This window comes from Bhargavaea cecembensis DSE10 (genome assembly GCF_000348905.1).
Classification (GTDB): domain Bacteria; phylum Bacillota; class Bacilli; order Bacillales_A; family Planococcaceae; genus Bhargavaea; species Bhargavaea cecembensis.
On sequence record NZ_AOFT01000007.1, the window covers coordinates 142,694 to 158,266 of the forward strand.

The window sequence follows — 15,573 nt, forward strand, 5'->3', positions numbered from 1 at the left end:
TTTCCCCTTTCGTCCGCATGCTTCCCACTTTATGCGGCAGCCGGCGGATTCATCAGCCGCACGGCGTCACTTCCCTCCGGACTGCAGGTTGATGCCCTGGATAAAGTACTTCTGGAAAAAGAAGAACAGGATAATCACCGGCAGCAGGACAAGAAGCGATCCGGCCATCAGGTAGTTCCACTGTGTGCTCATCTGGCCCTTGAACACCTGGAGACCGAGCTGAAGTGTGTACAGGTTTTCGTCATTCACGTAAAGGAGCGGTCCGAGGAAATCGTTCCACGCCCCGTTAAACGAGAAGATGGCGACAGTTGCGAGCGCCGGCTTCGTGAGCGGGAGGCCGATTTTCCACCAGATCCAGAAGTGGCTCGCCCCTTCCATCTTGGCCGCTTCGATCAGCTCATCCGGAATCGTCATGTAAAACTGCCGGAGCAGGAAGATGTTGAACGCGCTCCCGAAAAACGCCGGGATCACCAGCGGATAATACGTGTTCAGCCATTGCAACTTCGCAAACAGCACATACTGGGGGATGAGCGTGACGAATCCCGGGATCATCATCGTTGACAGGACAATCGCGAACAGCGCATTGCGCCCCTTGAACGGGACCTTCGCGAATCCGTAGGCGATAAACGAGTTCACGAACACATTTCCGATCACGACAAGGATCGTGATCGTCAGCGTGTTGACCGTATACAGGTCAAATGGGGCCGCTTCCCACGTTTTCATGTAGTTGCTCCAGTTCCAGCTTTCCGGCCAGAACGTGGGCGGGTAGGTCATCACTTCCTGCATTGTCTTGACGGACGTGACGAGCATCCACCAGAGCGGGGACAGCATGAGGATGCTGCCGGCCGCGAGCAGGACCCAGTTGATGACGTTGAGTGCCTGCCTGCGTCCCTGGATGGTTTCAAAATGCGAGACTTTCGGTTTGGAAAGCTTCGGGCGTGCGGCGGCTGTCTGTTTGACCATTACTTCCCGCCCCCTTCATAATGCACCCATTTCGGTGCAAGCTTCAGGTTGACGATCGTCAGTGCAAAAACTATGACGAACAGGATCCACGACATCGCCATCGCATAGCCCATGTCGAACGCCTCGAACGCCTTTTGCCACATATAAAGGTTATAGAAAAGCATCGAGTTGACCGGACCGCCCTCACCGTTCGACATGACATAGGCCTCCTGGAAAATCTGGAAGCCGCCGATGAGGCTCGTCACGATATCAAAGAAGATGACGGGCGTGATCATCGGTATCGTTATGCGGGTAAATTGCTGCCAGGCATTGGCGCCATCGATCTCGGCCGCCTCGTACAGGCTCTTTGAGATGCCCTGCATGCTAGCCAGATAAAGCAGCATCCCGCCCCCGACGCTCCACAGCTTCATGAAAATCAGTGCCGGCTTGGTCCATTCAGGGTCAAACAGCCAGTTCGGCCCCTGGATGCCGAACCAGGCAAGGACCGTGTTCACCATGCCGGTCCCCGGCTCAAGCAGCTGCATCCAGAGCAGGTAGACACCGACCCCGGACAGAACGGCAGGCAGGTAGTAGATGGTACGGAACAGCCGCATGCCCGGGATATCCCGGTTCAGGAGCGCCGACAAAAGAATGGCTCCGGCCGTCGTAAGGGGCACCGAAAACAGGACATAATAAAGGGTGTTGTAAAGCGATGTCCAGAACAGCTGGTCACCCGAGAACAGCTTTTCATAGTTGCTCAGCCCGATAAAGTCCATCTGTGAGGTGACGTTATAGTTCGTGAAGCTTGCTGCAAAGGAGAACAGCAGCGGGCCCGCCGTGAATACGATGAATCCGATGATCCACGGGAGGATAAAGAGATACCCCTGAAGTCCTTCTTTCGTCTTGTAGTTGAATCTGCGCTTTCCGGCCATCCCGTCTAGCCTCCTTGTCGTGACTTTATGTAATGAAAAGAAGGAGGGCGGCTCCGCCCCCCTTCCCTGTTTATGACCGCTTAGTTCGCATTTTGCTCAATCAGCTTTTCCACTGCCGCCTGCGCATCCTTCATCGCCTGCTCCGGCGTTTTCTTGCCGAGGTAGACATTGTCGAATTCCGGATTGACCAATGTCGTGAAGTCCGGGGCTGCAAGCGGAACCGGTGTCAGCATCGTCTGTGGCATCGCCTCGACGGCCAGCTCATACACCATCTTGCCGTTGTCATCGAACTCATCGCTCGAAGCCGCGCTCTCTGACGCCTCTACGTTTGCGACGTTATCAAAGTTCTTGACCGCCCAGTATTCCTGCGCTTCCTTGCCCGTCAGGTACTTGATGAACTCCCATGACGCATCCGGATTTTCCGCGCCGTAAGGGATTTCGGCGACAAAGCCGCCGCCCCAGCTCGTATGGCCGTTGCCCGGCTCCTTCTCAGGAAGAAGTGCGACACCAAAGTTCAGGTCAGGTGCGTAGTCACGGATCTGTGTATAGAAGGTCGGCTGCTGGACGAGCATCGCGAGATCACCCGAGAAGAACGGGTTGGCCTGCTGGCTCTCCATCTGTGCCTTCCAGGAGTTGATGTTGTTCTCGCCGTACTTGTCGTGCCATGATTTCAGCCACTCCAGCGTCTGGAGCTTCGCCGGCGTATTAACCTGGACTTCGCTGTTTTCGTCGATGAAGTTGACATTGTCCGCATTCATCATCCAGACGTCCGTCCCGACACCGAACAGCGGATAGAAACCGATGCGCTCGTACTTGTCGCCGTTTTTCACGTCAAGCTTGTCCGCATACTCACGCAGCTCGTCCCATGTTTTCGGCGGCTGCTCGGGATCGAGTCCCGCTTCTTCGAAAGCGTCCTTGTTGTAGAAGAGGACACGGGTGTCCGTGTTGAACGGAATGCCATAGGAATCGCCTTCATAGAGGGTCGCATTCCAAAGTTCCTCATAGAAGTCGCCGGAGATGTCGTCTTCCTCCAGGTATTTCGAGAGGTTCTCTGCCTGCTGGTTCTTTCCGCGGAGTGCGGTCGCGTTGATGTCGTTGATGACCACATCAGGCGGGTCGCCCGCCGCGATCGCCGCAAGTTCCTTTGTCCAGATGTCTCCCCAAGGAATAAAAGTATGCTTGACTTCAATCTCGTCCTGGGAATTATTGAAGTCCTCGATGATCTGTTCGATGATCGGACGGCGGATCTCAGATCCCCAGAACGTCCAGAAATCGAGTGTGACCTTGTCGCCTTCCGCTTCGACTTCCTCAGCGCCGGATCCGCCTTTGGTAAATCCGTTGCATCCGGACAAAACAAGCATCAGGATGAGCAGAACCGGCACCCACTTAAATCGTTTCATGACGCTTCCCCCTATTCTTTTTTAAGTTATGTATGGGCAGACCTTTCTTCTCTTTCCACTTCGACACGCGAAGTAAACCTTCTTCACTATCTTACAAGATTAGACGCGCAATTCAAATAGTTCCAAAGTCTTTCTGTCGAAAAAAGGCAGGACTTGTCGATTAATGACAGCCTGCCTTTTCCTGCTTAATCATAGTGAAAATGTCATAGTCACGCCAGAGTCCGCCTTCCTTCGCGAACTGCTTCCGCGTGCCTTCGTACCTGAACCCTGCGCTTTCCGCCAGCCGCCGGGAAGCAAGATTGTCGGGGCGGATATGGAGCTCGATCCGGTGGAACCCGAGCTTGCGCATAAAGAATCTTGCAGCGGCCGATACGGCTTCCCTGCCGTACCCTTGGCGGAAGTACTGGTTGTTGATATGGTAGCCCATCATGGCCCAGTCGTAGTCGAACCGGAGAATCGTAATCAGTTCGACCTTGCCGATATTCGCCCCGTCGGACTTCCGGAAGATTCCGAGGATGACCATGTCATCCGCTTCCGCCGCCTCATGGAATCCGCGGATCCATTCCCTGAACCACTCTTCCGTGGCGCCGGACAGGTCTCGGGGCCTGCCTTCGTCGTAAGGGCCGCTGGATATTCCCCTGCCCTCAAGTCCCGCGAGCCATGCGGCATAGTCCGCGTCCCGGTATGGCCGGAGAATGAGCCGCTCCGTTTCAAATTCCAATTTTTTCATCGTTCTGTCCCTCCAGTTACCGTCCATTATAGCGGATGCATAACAGGTGAAGGAAAGTGGATACTATCCGTGTTCGGCCATCATGAAAAATGGAGGGAATATGCAGATGACGCAAAACTTCGGCCAGGATCAGCAGAACATGACGCACCCGAACATGCATACCGGACAGGTGGGCCAGCAGATGAACCACGGCGGACACGAAGTGTTCGATGTCCACGAAGTGCTGTCGACGATGATCGGCGCGATGGACATGTCGACGCTGATGCGCCCGCATGCACAGGATCCGGAGCTCATCGATATCATCGACCGCCAGTACCGGTTCATGCAGCAGTCCTACAACACGCTGGTCGACTGCTTTAAGACGGGAACCGACCCGCAGATGCCGACGCAGAGCTACAAGATGGCGGGCGGCAACGACTGGGTGTACGGCATGAAGCAGTCCCAGCCGAAAAAGCCGATGCAATCTCCGCAGGAGCTGAACGACGCAGCCATCTCCGGCTTCCTTCTGTCGGGCCACAAAGCCGGCGCGACAGCCTGCACGGCCGCAGCACTGGAGACGACAAACCCGGTCGTCCGCCGCGTGCTCGCCGACTCGGTGCCGAACTGCATCGAAATGGCCTACGAGCTGTCGATCTACCAGAACAAGCACCATTACTACCAGGTGCCTCAGCTGGCAGAACAGGACATGCAGGCCATCCTGAACGCCTATTCACCGGCCGGCAATCAGGGAGGCATGCAGTAACCGCTGCATGAACGGAGAAAAAGCATGCGGACCCATTGGCGGTCCGCATGCTTTTTATTGTGTTCGTACTAAAAATGGTGAAGGAAGAGAATAACTGTAGAATCATTTTAAGAGGGTGATCAGACGATGCCATATGTAACTGTAGTTGGCGGAGATACTTTTGAAGCGCAGAACGGCAAAAAATTAGTGCTGGCACTTGAAGATAACGGCGTAAATATCCTTCATCGCTGCGGAGGAAATGCCAAATGCACGACTTGCAGAGTAGAAGTTCTGGCAGGTGATTACCTGGAGGTCACCACCAGGGAAAAGAACGCCTTCACGAATATAGGAATCGACGATCAGCTGTTCGAAGATTGTTTGCGTTTATCTTGCCAGATTATCATTAATGGGGATATTACGGTTCGGCCAATCATGACGGCGGAGAATACCGGCAAGCCAGTTGGCCCAAGGCCGGCGGACTAATACGGGATTGGGCCCCGAAAAATGGGAATCGGGATTTTAGATCAGCATTTTCGTACTATGGCAATCCCCTACAATCCCCGCTCTTTTACATACCCGTCAAGCTCCTGCAAAAATTCATCCGTACGCCCGGGGTCGTCAAGGATCGTCTCCACTTCCTGTTCCCGAATAAATTCCCGGAATTCCGTGCTGCCCAGCACGACGGGGCCGTAACGGACGTTCAGACCGTTCCAGATTCCGCTTTTCTTCAATCGCCTCATCCGCCGGCTGATCAGGCGGTTTTTCTTTGTCGGCCATCGCGTTTCCAGGAATCCGAGCAGCAGAACAATCAGGTCACCCATCCGATTCACCCCTTCCTACACCCAGTCCCTATATAACCGCGCCAGCCCTCTGAATTTCGGGGCCAGCATGTGTACCCGGTGCTCGCGCAGCCGGCGTTCTTCCGGCGTCCCGTCCGGCAATCGGAAGCGGTCGTCGGTGTAGATCAGCCGGTTGATCGCATACTTCACCCGGTAGGCAAACCGGGATACGAGAAGCGTACGCGGGAAAAAGAGCCACACGAGAAGATAGCCGATGACGAACAGCAGGATCACCGCCCCGGTGCCCGGCACGTCAACCGCAGCCACGCCGAAGGTCAGGTAAACCCCGTATACAACGGCAAGCCAGCGCCAGTGCATTTTCTTCATATGTACATACAAGAAGACGATTATGCCTGCCAAAAATGCCGCAAGCCATCCCGCCGGCATCGCGGCGACGACCGCGCCGATGATGGCGGCGGCCGTCGGGACGAGCGCTGAAATCAGCAGCACGCGCTTCGGAATCCTGAGGTTCATCGTCCCGGCTTCTTCCAGCATGTGAAGGACAGCCCCGTGCCACTCCCTCAGTGCTTTTTCTGCCCTGTCCGATTCGAGTTCCCGCGGTCCGAGGGTGCTCCGGCCGACCGTATCCCGGAACAGCTTCCTGATGAACAGCTGCTCATGCGGTTCAAGCCGGTCCGTACTGCCCTTCACCTCCCAGACCTTTGCATCCGGCCCGCCGGTGACGGACACTGCCCCCTTCTCGAGCAGCCCGTACAGCATGGCGTCCGCCGCACGCGGCGTGAAGCGACCCGCCCATCGGACAAAGTGCAGATAAACGAGATCCAGGGAAAGGATCAGTGCCTCATCTCTTCTCGTAATGGGCAGCCGCTGGGGCACGGCCAGGCTCACAAGGCCGGCCAGGATAAATGCAAGGGCCAGAGGAAACCCGGCTTTCTCAAACGTTTCCCGGTGCCCCCGCACGGCGGCGGCATGGGTGAACCGCTCCTCCTCCGCCTTCACGGCTTCTTCCAGCGGCACCGGAGCGGCACTTTTCACCGCCTCCGTCATGTCCCCGGACGGAAAGAATACGCGGTACGACGCATCCAGCGGTTCCTCGACGATCGGATCCCGGAAAATGACGCCATTGTCCTTCAGCTCGACCTCGGAGCCGTTCATGTTCCTCGTATATGGCCGGATTGAAGCGGCGCCGGCATTGCCCGGAAGGATCACGGAAACTTCGAGATTCCGGAGCCCCTCAAATTCGTAGCTGGTGCTGGAAAACAGGCCCACCTCGAGATCGCTGTACCCGTCGTACACCTTCAGCGCATCTTCCAGCAGATACGAGAGAAGAAACGTCCGCTTTCCGCCCCTTCCGTCCAGCAGCAGTTCCCAGCCGGTTCCGTTTTCCTGCACCGCGACGGGCCGTACCTCATCATCTTCCACTTCTCCGACCCGCGCCGCTCCGTCCACCTCTCCGGCACGGAAGCCGATCACGTTCTCATGGTTGCCGTAAGTAAAGTCCCTCAACACTTCTCCTGTCCCTTCAGGGATCTCATATGTATGGATTTCATTGACCCTTACCGCACCCTCCGGCCCAATCCAGAGGCGCACCTGGGAACTGCTCACTTTCACTTCCGCTGCAGCTGCCGGGACGGCACCGGCCAGCACCATCAGGGCCGTCAGCCCCGCCATCACCCATTGCTTCATCCGGACACCTCCCGTCTTTCTGTTCTCATGATACCGTATACGGAAGAACGGTTGGGCCGGTTCTGTGAAACCTTCTCGCGCATCGTTCCGTAAAGGAAATAAGATCATTCGGAGGTGCTGGACAATGGAACTCGACATCAGGGAACCGGAAGGAAGAATATCAAAAAAGGCGGTGACGGTATGGCGCCTGTCGAACACGATCGGCCACGGAATCACACTGCTCGTTTTCGCGGGCCTGATTATCGCCGGCAGCCGGTTCGGATGGTGGGACTGGGCGATGACGGTGCTATGGGTTTTCGGCGGGCTGACGGCACTGTCGGCGGTGTATTCGGTCTTTATCGAGCCGGTCATCCTTCAGCGGACGTGGCGCTACGGTGCGGACGAGGAATTCGTAAAGCTGCGGCACGGCGTGATCACCGTCCAGCACCAGACGGTCCCGATGACGAAGGTCCAATATGTCGGACTCGAACAGGGCCCGCTCCTGCGCAAATTCGGCCTGTACACGCTGACGGTCGGCACGATGGGCTCGAACCACTCCATCCCGGCTTTGCCGGAACAGGAAGCGAAGGAATTCCGTAACAGGATCGCCCGCCTCGCGAAGATCCGGGAGGAGGATGAATGATGGAAAACCGGCGCATGCATCCGGGGAGGATCATCCTCGCCCTTTATGAACTCATCAAAAACAGCGCCATTGTTTTTATCTTCCTGTTTGTCCTCAGGAGAGGTTCCGATGCCGGATGGGTGGTCGCGGGCCGCTGGATCTTCATCGCGGCGATTTCGATTTCCATCCTGAACATCATCCTGTCATGGTGGCGCACGACCTACCGGCTGGAGGCGGATTCGGTGCAGATCGACAGCGGCGTCTTTTCCCGGAAGCACCGCAATGTTCCGTTCCGCCGCGTGCAGAACGTCAACCGGCAGGTGCCCGCCGTCCTCCGGCTGTTCGGCCTCACCTCACTCACGCTTGAGACCGGTGCGGACGGCGAGGATGCAAGCGTGAAATTCCCTGCTGTGACAAAAGCGGAAGCCGCCCGGATCGAAGAGGCGCTGGACGGCTACCGCAGGGAGCGGATGGAGGCTGCCCGGGCAGTGCCAGGGACGGAAAGTGTGGAGGGAGAAGCTTCAGAGATTCAGGAACCGCTTCCGGAAAAGGCCCGTACTGTTCACTTCACGGCGCAGCTCAAGGACGTGCTGAAGGCCTCCTTCCTGTCGTTCAGTTTTATCGCGCTCATTCCCGTGCTCGCGACGGTATACTCGAACATTGATGACTTTATTGACATTGAAAGCCGTGCTGAAGGCTTTCTGTCGTTTTTGGCGGGCTCCGGGTTCGTGATGAGCATCACGATCGCCCTGTTTGCCTTGGCGGCAATCGCGTTCGGCATCATCCGGACCTACCTGAAGTACGGCCGTTACATTATTTCGTCGGATGATGAGCGGATCTACATCAGGCGGGGCGTGCTGACCGAGCAGTCGCTCTCCGTCAGGAAAAAGAATGTTCAGGCAATCCAGATTACGGAAACCCCAATAAAGCGGCTGCTCGGGCTCGCGGAAGCAAAACTCGTGACCGTCGGCAGCTTCGAGGACAACCTGGAAGACATCAGCTCCCTTTATCCGTTTCTGCCCAAACAGCGCGCGGTGGAGCTGGTCGGCGAACTGCTTCCGGATGTCCGCTTACTGGACGGCATGGAGCGTCTTCCAAAGGCGGCGCTGACCGTCAGGATGCTCCGCTTCCCGTGGATTGCCGTGATCGGCACCATTGCGCTTTACTTCTGGCGACCGGAATTTCCGTATGTCCCGGACTGGCCGTTCCTGGCAGCGGCACTTTTCTCCTTCACTTATCTCCTGAGGTACTTTGACTACCGCAACACCCGCTACGCCATCCGCGGCCCGCTCGTCCAGTTCAGGAAAGGCGGCCTGTGGAGGGAGACATTCCTCACGAGACGGGAAAAGGTCATCGAGGCTTCTGCATCCCAGTCTTGGCTGCAGAAGCGGTTCGGTGTCGCCACAATCGGCACGACCAACCGCGCGAAGCCGGTACACGTCGAAGAACTGAAAGACTTGCCGGGAGCAGCCGCAGAACAGTTTGACCGATGGTACACGGAACGGAACCCGGAACTCATCCCGGCCGGCAAGGAGGCGGAGCCATGGAAGACTTTACAGAGCGAGTCGTGAAGCTCCTGAAGGAAGTGCCGGCGGGAACGGTCGCGTCTTATGGCCAGATCGCACGGCTTGCCGGCAACCCGAGGGCCGCCCGCCAGGTGGCCCGCATCCTCCACTCCATGAGCCGGAAACATGGAATCCCTTGGCACCGCATCGTGAATGCAAAGGGCGAGATCGTCATCAGGGACGGGGAGGCCGCCTTTGAACAGGAAGAGCGCCTGCGCGAAGAAGGGGTGCCCGTGATCGGGGGTAAGCGTGTGGACATGGGGCATTACAGATGGGAGCCTGGAAACGATGAGTTACCACCTCCCCCCTACTGAGCTACCACCCCAAACCTACTGAGTTACTACCTCATACCCCGGGAGTCACCACCTCAGTTTGCCCGCAGGGCGCATGCGCTTCTGCTGGTTTTTAAGCGCCCCAATTGATAGACTATTGGCAACACAAGTGTACAAGGGGGCATCGGTGATGGCAGAAACGTTGGCGTGCAATGATGTAATTTATGCGTTCGATAAAACCCATGAACCTGTAAAACGGGTGGCATCCGGGACGACGATTGAAATTGAAACCTATGACTGCTTTGAAAACCAGGTCCAGTCGGCCGAGACGAAGATCGGCGGCATCGACTGGAACCGGATCAATCCCGCGACCGGACCGATCTTTGTGGAAGGCGCACAGCCGGGCGATGTGCTGAAAGTGCGGATCGAGAAGCTCGAGATCGGTAGCCAGGGCGTCATGGCGACAGGCCCTGACCTTGGCGTGCTGGGCCACCGCCAGGAAGAAATGGCGTCCAAGATCATCCCCATCGAGGGCGATTATGCCGTCTTTGACGACAAGCTGAAGATTCCGCTCAACAAGATGATCGGTGTCATCGGCGTCGCTCCTGAAGGCGAACCCGTGCCGTGCGGGACGCCCGGTGCGCACGGCGGCAACATGGACACGACACTGATCACAGAGGGCGCCACGCTCTACTTCCCGGTATTCGCGGAAGGCGCACTGTTTGCACTCGGGGATTTCCATGCGGCGATGGGCGACGGGGAAATCGGTGTCTCCGGCATTGAGGTGCCGGGCAAAGCCACGGTCACGCTTGAAGTCGTGAAGGAAGGCGCCCTCCGTCACCCGCTCCTCGAGAACAAAGACGGCATCGCGTTCCTCGTCTCGAAACCGACACTCGATGAGGCGGCAAAAGCGGCCGTGGAAGAGATGGCGGACTTCCTCCTTCCGAGGACGGAACTGGATCTCTCAGACCTGGCCATGATGATGAGCGCGGCCGGACAGTCGCAGATCAGCCAGATTGTCGACCCGCTCATGACCGCACGCTTCTTTATACCGAAATATGTGCTGGATGCATACAGCGTCACCCTGTTCGAATAAAATGGGACAAGCCGGTTTCCGATGGGAAGCCGGCTTTTGCTTATTGAAAAGAGCATGTTCCTCAGTCCTTCATTCCAAAAACCCGGCAGCCTGGCCGCATGAGCGGAGGGACTGCCGGGTTTTTTATGCATGATCGACTTTGCGCTTTTCGTAAAACAGGTGTGCTGCGATGACCAAGGCGACGGCGATGTACGGGATGAAGGCCGATGCCACCATCTTGGCTTCCTCCTGGAGCGGCATGGAAAGAATCAGCCACTCCGGCAGGAAAAGTGCAACCGGAATCGTAATGAGGAACCATGAGCCCATCATCACTGCAGCCGCTGCAAACGCCGCAGCCGACAGCAGGATCACCGCCAGGTTTCCGGTACGGCCGGCCGTGTAGAACGGATCCAGAATGAAGGAGCTTACCAGAAGAACACCTATAAACAGGAGAACGGACAGCATCGACAGTCCGCCACCCGCGAAAAACAACTTTTTGTTGCTCCATTGTCCGGCGGCCATCTTGCGGAACATGGCACGATAAAGCACGATGACGACAGCTGCGACAACCGGATAGCCGACCAGCTGCAGCAGATTCAGCGAAAACATTCCCCGGATGGCCGGGCCCATGGCGGCAAAAGCCGCAAAGGACAGCAGAAATGCAGGCACGTATTTAAGCCACCCGGCATAATCGTTGTCCATCTCCTGTTCCAGCGATTCAAGGTATTCCTTCGGCGATCCTCCTGTGATCCGGTCCACACTTTCCCCGCGGCGCTCAAGCTCTGCCAGATGGTCCTCCAGCTCCTCGGCTACTTCATCGATCTCCCGTTCGTTCTTGCCCGACGTCATCAGGTACATCCGGACGTTCGCGATAAACTCTTCACTTCTCTTCGACAGCTTCATCTTTTCCGCTCCCCTCCAGCAGATTCCCGACGGCCCCCGCCATCACATTCCAGCGTTCTCTGAAAGCTTCCAGCTCTCCTTCGCCGGCCTGGGTCAGCTTGTAATACTTGCGCTTCGGCCCGTTTGGCGACGGTCTCATCACCGTCATGACCAGCCCTTCCTTCTGCATCCGGAGAAGCACCGGATAAATGCTTCCCTCGCTCACCATCGTCAGCCCGTATTCCCCCAATTTCTCGACCATCTCATAACCGTACGTCTCACCCCTGCCAATGATGGCCATAAGGCACCCTTCCAGCACCCCCTTCAGCATCTGGCTTGTCGTCATTCCGATCTCCTCCAGTATCTTGCTAAACCAACTACCACTATCTTGTTTATCATGGTAGCGGCCGGGAACCTCCACGTCAACTATCTTGTAAAACAAAATACCGGAGCAAGAAAAACCGCCCGGCAAATGGCCGGACGGCTGATTCAGCTGTTCAGTTTTTGCGGATGACCGAGTAAAGCGCGGACCCGACAAGGTCGCCCGCTTCCTTGAGGCGTTCCTTGCTGACATGCTCGATCGTGTCTTGCGGTGTGTGGTAATACGGCTCAAGTGCCGCCGTACCCGGTTCGCGGCGGATAAAGTTCACCGCCGGGATGCCCGCCTCATGGAAATTCACATGGTCCGAAGCGCCGCGCTGATAAAGGATCAGCTCGGACGGCGTGCCGATCCTGTCCTGGGCGGCAAGTGCCGCCTCGGTGACGGCGTTCGGCTGTCCGTCCAGCGTGTTCATGAAGATGGCTGTCGCATTTTCCCATGCAGTTCCGACCATGTCCATGTTGAAGTTTCCGATACTGCGGGACACTTCATCTTCGGTCAGCGTCGAAACGTAATGGGCGGAACCGACCAGGCCGATCTCTTCCGCCCCGACAAAGGCGAAGCGCACTTCCTTGTCGATCGGGTAGCTTTTCAGCACCCGTGCAATTTCAAGCGCGGTCGCCGTTCCGGTCGCATTGTCACTCGCACCCGGCGCCAGCGGCACGCTGTCGAAGTGAGCCGACACGTGGACGATGTCCGGATTGCTGACATGCTTCGGCGCACGTGTGGCAATAATATTCTGTGAAGTCTGCCCGGTAATGGCATCCACTTTCAGGGTGACCGTTCCGCCCGTTGACACAACGTCTTCAAGAAGCGCTTCTCCGGACACCTTCTTGATGCCGGCAACCGGAAGCGGCGCATCCTCACCGATGCTCATGTTCGGCGGACCGGACGCTTCGCTGTTGTCATAGATGATGACTCCGACAGCACCAGCCGCTGCGGCATTGTCGATCTTCTCACGGAACGCGAATCCGCCACGGCTGATCAGTGCGATCTTCCCTTCCGCCTCAGCTGTGAATTCGGCAGGCGAGCCAAGGCCGGCATCATAAAGCGGCGCTGTCAGCCCTTCCTCCGGTGTCTCTGCGGAGCCGGAAGGGAAGGAAGCCTCCACTTCGTCCCCGTTTGACGTAGCCAGGTGACCGGTCATCGTGTCCGGGATGCTGAATTCCTGGACCTCGACCTCATATCCGTACGACTCAAGCCGCTCGCGGATCAGAGCAGCGGCTTCCCGCTCCTCCGCGGTTCCTGCAACCCGCGGCCCGATTGTTTCACTCAAATGATGCACGTCCGCATATATGCGATCCGCATCGATCCTCGAAATTACCTTTTGGTCAAATGCTGCGGGATTTCCAGGCTTCGCCGCCTCTGCGGTGACCTGCCCTCCGAAGTCGGCCGGCATCATCACCACACCCGAGAGCATTAGTGCCGCCGACAGCGTCAGCCCCGCAAATCTGCTTTTCTTCATCCATCCATTCCCCCTCTTCGGTTCTTGTTCCACCGGAGGGTTTCGTCCCCGACGACCGGACTTCCTTCAACCGAAATGAAAACGGTTACAAAATCACATGCGAATTTCGCCGGCAGGAGTCCGAAGCCCCAAAAACACCGGCGCCAAAGGTCCTATTGCTTATTATTATCCCGGCTGCTTCTCCTGGCCATACACCGGGCGAACTGACAAAATCCTGTCAATTTTAAACGTGCGCCGCTCCTGCCTGAGGAAACAATACGCCGTCACGCTGTCCTGGCGGAGGCGCAGCAGGCGTACACGCCGTTTCGTAATGCTCCCATCTGATCCAATATAAATCATGTCGGCCAGCTGGTGCCGTTTCATGCATTTCATCAACAGTCCGTGCATCCTGTCCCCTCCAATAAGAACGTTTGTTCCCATTATATGCGAACAGTCCGCGCAGCACAACCATATTGTCTTTGGGTGTACAGGTATTTTCTACCGTGTCGAAAATTGGGGATTTTTGTGCGGTTAGCCCCTTCCATTCCTTATCCAGTTGGGCTACACTGGGGCGCGAGCCGCCTACACGCCGGTATTTTAACCCGTAAGGAATGAAAAACATGTGGAAAGATTTTAAGGAATTCGCGTTCAAGGGCAATGTTCTCGACCTGGCAGTCGCCGTCGTCATCGGCGCCGCCTTCGGCAAGATCGTCTCCTCCCTCGTTGAGAATATCATCACCCCGCTGATCGGCATTCTCGTCGGCGGCATTGACTTTACAGGATTGAAGTTGACCGTCGGCAAAGCGGAAGTCACCTACGGCATCTTCCTGCAGCACGTCTTCGACTTCCTGATCATCGCCTTCGCCATCTTCATGGTCCTGCGCCTCCTCACGAAGCTGAAACGTGAGAAGGAAGAAGAAGTGGTGGAAGAACCGGAAGAAGAACTCAACGTACAGGAAGAACTGCTGCGCGAGATCCGCGACCTGCTGAAGGAACAAAAGTCGAACTGAACAAACAAAAGAAACCCGCTCCCTTTACGGATTGTTTCCGTGGGGAGCGGGTTATTTATTTACATTTAAAAGTTATCTAGTTACTATCTCGTATGGTAATTCAGTTAATGGCATTGCGCCACCCATGAACAGGCCAAATGCACATGCACCCATCACAAATGTCATGAAGAGTTTTTTCTTCATTTTTCCATCCATCCTTCCGTGTGATTTAGTTCAGTATAGCATGAAAGATTCATTGTAAATATGCAATTATGCATATTTTGAATTTTTCTCAAGTGACTTATGTAGCAGTTTCGCGATGTATGCCTCTTCCTCATGGCTTATGCCAAGCCGATTGTTCGTGTCATGGAGATAGTGGAACAGAAACTCCTCAAAAGGGGGTGACGGAATCAGCTGGTCCTCTACCTGATGACGGACAGACGCCAGTTCTTCAATGAACGGACGGATCGTCCGGAGAAGGTGAACGTTATTAAGCGACCGCGTCCACTGGCTGCGGAATTCCCGCTCGTTCATAGCCACAGCACGATCCAGGCTTTCCGAAAGGTCGGGATCAAGAGAAGTCTGGATGCAATGAGCCGCATACTTCTCCAGGAACCGGACTGCTGCATCGGTACTGCAAAGTCCCGAACGGATCGCCTGATGCATCATGAGCGTAACCGCCGCGGCGCGGTCTGTTCCTCCCAGGAGTTCATTTTCGATGATAAAGAATGCAAGGTCAGTCGACCGCTTTAAAAGCAGATCCGGCCAAACAATGCCTGCGGCCGGATTTTCACCGAAGACCGGCTCCCGCTTATATGGCCGGACTGCAGGCTGCTGCTCGGCCGGATTTTCGGACGGCAGCTGCCTTCTCCTGAGTCTCGGCCTTTCATCCTCCATCGCGTGGAGCAGCTGATTGCAGTCATGCCGGATCCGGAACCGCAGGCGCTCCGCCTCCTCATCGGCCAGACGGAATCCTGCCATGATGTGATGTCCATGATGATCTTCTCGGCGAAGATAATAGTAGTAATGGACCTCGCCCGTCAAATCGGAAGCCAGCGGCATCACAATCTGATGGACGACTTCGTCCAGCTGATATTCGTATTTAGGATAGAACCTGTATGTGTGCCATTCTTTTTCTCGCTGCATGTTCATCCT

At 56.3% G+C, this 15,573-nt stretch carries 18 protein-coding genes; 7 read left to right on the top strand and 11 right to left on the bottom strand.

Translation table 11 applies throughout. From position 1 onward, the window contains the following. Positions 1 to 66 precede the first annotated feature (66 nt). From C772_RS08375 to C772_RS08390, 4 genes are all read right to left on the bottom strand, one after another. Positions 67 to 963, bottom strand: coding sequence for a carbohydrate ABC transporter permease (locus C772_RS08375; RefSeq protein ID WP_008299074.1), 897 nt, complete (start codon positions 961 to 963; stop codon positions 67 to 69). After that, on the bottom strand, positions 963 to 1,874 hold the full coding sequence (locus C772_RS08380) for a carbohydrate ABC transporter permease (protein ID WP_008299075.1): 912 nt from the start codon (positions 1,872 to 1,874) through the stop codon (positions 963 to 965). The genes C772_RS08375 and C772_RS08380 overlap by 1 nt, the downstream gene beginning before the upstream one ends. A gap of 80 nt (positions 1,875 to 1,954) precedes the next feature. Further along, a complete protein-coding gene (locus C772_RS08385) occupies positions 1,955 to 3,274 on the bottom strand; it encodes an ABC transporter substrate-binding protein (protein WP_008299076.1) in 1,320 nt (439 codons plus the stop codon). 160 nt (positions 3,275 to 3,434) lie between these two features. Continuing rightward, positions 3,435 to 4,004 carry a GNAT family N-acetyltransferase gene (locus tag C772_RS08390; RefSeq protein WP_008299077.1) on the bottom strand — a complete coding sequence of 190 codons (570 nt, stop codon included), beginning with the start codon at positions 4,002 to 4,004 and terminating at the stop codon, positions 3,435 to 3,437. 106 nt (positions 4,005 to 4,110) lie between these two features. Here C772_RS08390 and C772_RS08395 point away from each other — a divergent pair, with 106 nt between their 5' ends. Together C772_RS08395 and C772_RS08400 are read left to right on the top strand one after the other, a co-directional pair. Next, positions 4,111 to 4,746, top strand: a complete 636-nt coding sequence (locus C772_RS08395; RefSeq protein WP_008299078.1) for a spore coat protein — start codon at positions 4,111 to 4,113, stop codon at positions 4,744 to 4,746. Between the two features lie 126 nt (positions 4,747 to 4,872). Next, positions 4,873 to 5,208 carry a 2Fe-2S iron-sulfur cluster-binding protein gene (locus tag C772_RS08400; protein ID WP_008299079.1) on the top strand — a complete coding sequence of 112 codons (336 nt, stop codon included), beginning with the start codon at positions 4,873 to 4,875 and terminating at the stop codon, positions 5,206 to 5,208. Between the two features lie 68 nt (positions 5,209 to 5,276). On the opposite strand, the gene C772_RS08405 is transcribed toward C772_RS08400, so the two are convergent. Beyond that, complete coding sequence (locus C772_RS08405) at positions 5,277 to 5,546, bottom strand: hypothetical protein (protein ID WP_008299080.1); 270 nt, start codon at positions 5,544 to 5,546, stop codon at positions 5,277 to 5,279. Positions 5,547 to 5,561: 15 nt separating this feature from the next. Further along, a complete protein-coding gene (locus tag C772_RS08410; RefSeq protein WP_008299081.1) occupies positions 5,562 to 7,211 on the bottom strand; it encodes a DUF2207 domain-containing protein in 1,650 nt (549 codons plus the stop codon). 124 nt (positions 7,212 to 7,335) lie between these two features. On the opposite strand from C772_RS08410, the gene C772_RS08415 reads away from it, so the two are divergent. The 4 genes from C772_RS08415 (at position 7,336) to C772_RS08430 (ending at position 10,745) form a co-directional block, all read left to right on the top strand. Next, entirely contained in the window at positions 7,336 to 7,833 is a 498-nt protein-coding gene (locus tag C772_RS08415) for a PH domain-containing protein (protein WP_008299082.1), read from the top strand. Continuing rightward, positions 7,833 to 9,383, top strand: a complete 1,551-nt coding sequence (locus C772_RS08420) for a PH domain-containing protein (protein ID WP_008299085.1) — start codon at positions 7,833 to 7,835, stop codon at positions 9,381 to 9,383. Before C772_RS08415 ends, C772_RS08420 begins: the two co-directional genes overlap by 1 nt. Further along, positions 9,356 to 9,691: an MGMT family protein gene (locus C772_RS08425; RefSeq protein WP_008299087.1), complete on the top strand. Its 336-nt coding sequence runs from the start codon at positions 9,356 to 9,358 to the stop codon at positions 9,689 to 9,691. The genes C772_RS08420 and C772_RS08425 overlap by 28 nt, the downstream gene beginning before the upstream one ends. A gap of 148 nt (positions 9,692 to 9,839) precedes the next feature. Continuing rightward, positions 9,840 to 10,745, top strand: a complete 906-nt coding sequence (locus C772_RS08430) for an acetamidase/formamidase family protein (RefSeq protein ID WP_008299088.1) — start codon at positions 9,840 to 9,842, stop codon at positions 10,743 to 10,745. A gap of 123 nt (positions 10,746 to 10,868) precedes the next feature. On the opposite strand, the gene C772_RS08435 is transcribed toward C772_RS08430, so the two are convergent. From C772_RS08435 to C772_RS08450, 4 genes are all read right to left on the bottom strand, one after another. Beyond that, the gene (locus C772_RS08435) at positions 10,869 to 11,627 is read right to left on the bottom strand and encodes a DUF1129 family protein (protein WP_008299090.1); all 759 of its coding nucleotides are present in this window, start codon (positions 11,625 to 11,627) and stop codon (positions 10,869 to 10,871) included. Continuing rightward, positions 11,605 to 11,952 (bottom strand): PadR family transcriptional regulator, encoded by a 348-nt coding sequence (locus C772_RS08440; protein WP_008299092.1) that lies wholly within the window; start codon positions 11,950 to 11,952, stop codon positions 11,605 to 11,607. The genes C772_RS08435 and C772_RS08440 overlap by 23 nt, the downstream gene beginning before the upstream one ends. A gap of 151 nt (positions 11,953 to 12,103) precedes the next feature. Then, positions 12,104 to 13,450 carry a M20/M25/M40 family metallo-hydrolase gene (locus C772_RS08445; RefSeq protein ID WP_008299094.1) on the bottom strand — a complete coding sequence of 449 codons (1,347 nt, stop codon included), beginning with the start codon at positions 13,448 to 13,450 and terminating at the stop codon, positions 12,104 to 12,106. 165 nt (positions 13,451 to 13,615) lie between these two features. Continuing rightward, positions 13,616 to 13,837, bottom strand: a complete 222-nt coding sequence (locus C772_RS08450) for a WYL domain-containing protein (protein WP_008299095.1) — start codon at positions 13,835 to 13,837, stop codon at positions 13,616 to 13,618. Between the two features lie 212 nt (positions 13,838 to 14,049). Between C772_RS08450 and mscL the strand changes: the two genes are divergently transcribed. After that, on the top strand, positions 14,050 to 14,439 hold the full coding sequence (gene mscL, locus C772_RS08455; RefSeq protein ID WP_008299097.1) for a large conductance mechanosensitive channel protein MscL: 390 nt from the start codon (positions 14,050 to 14,052) through the stop codon (positions 14,437 to 14,439). 249 nt (positions 14,440 to 14,688) lie between these two features. Here the strand turns inward: mscL and C772_RS08460 are convergent, their stop codons facing one another. Further along, positions 14,689 to 15,564, bottom strand: a complete 876-nt coding sequence (locus tag C772_RS08460; protein WP_008299099.1) for a lantibiotic dehydratase C-terminal domain-containing protein — start codon at positions 15,562 to 15,564, stop codon at positions 14,689 to 14,691. Between the last annotated feature and the right edge of the window lie 9 nt (positions 15,565 to 15,573).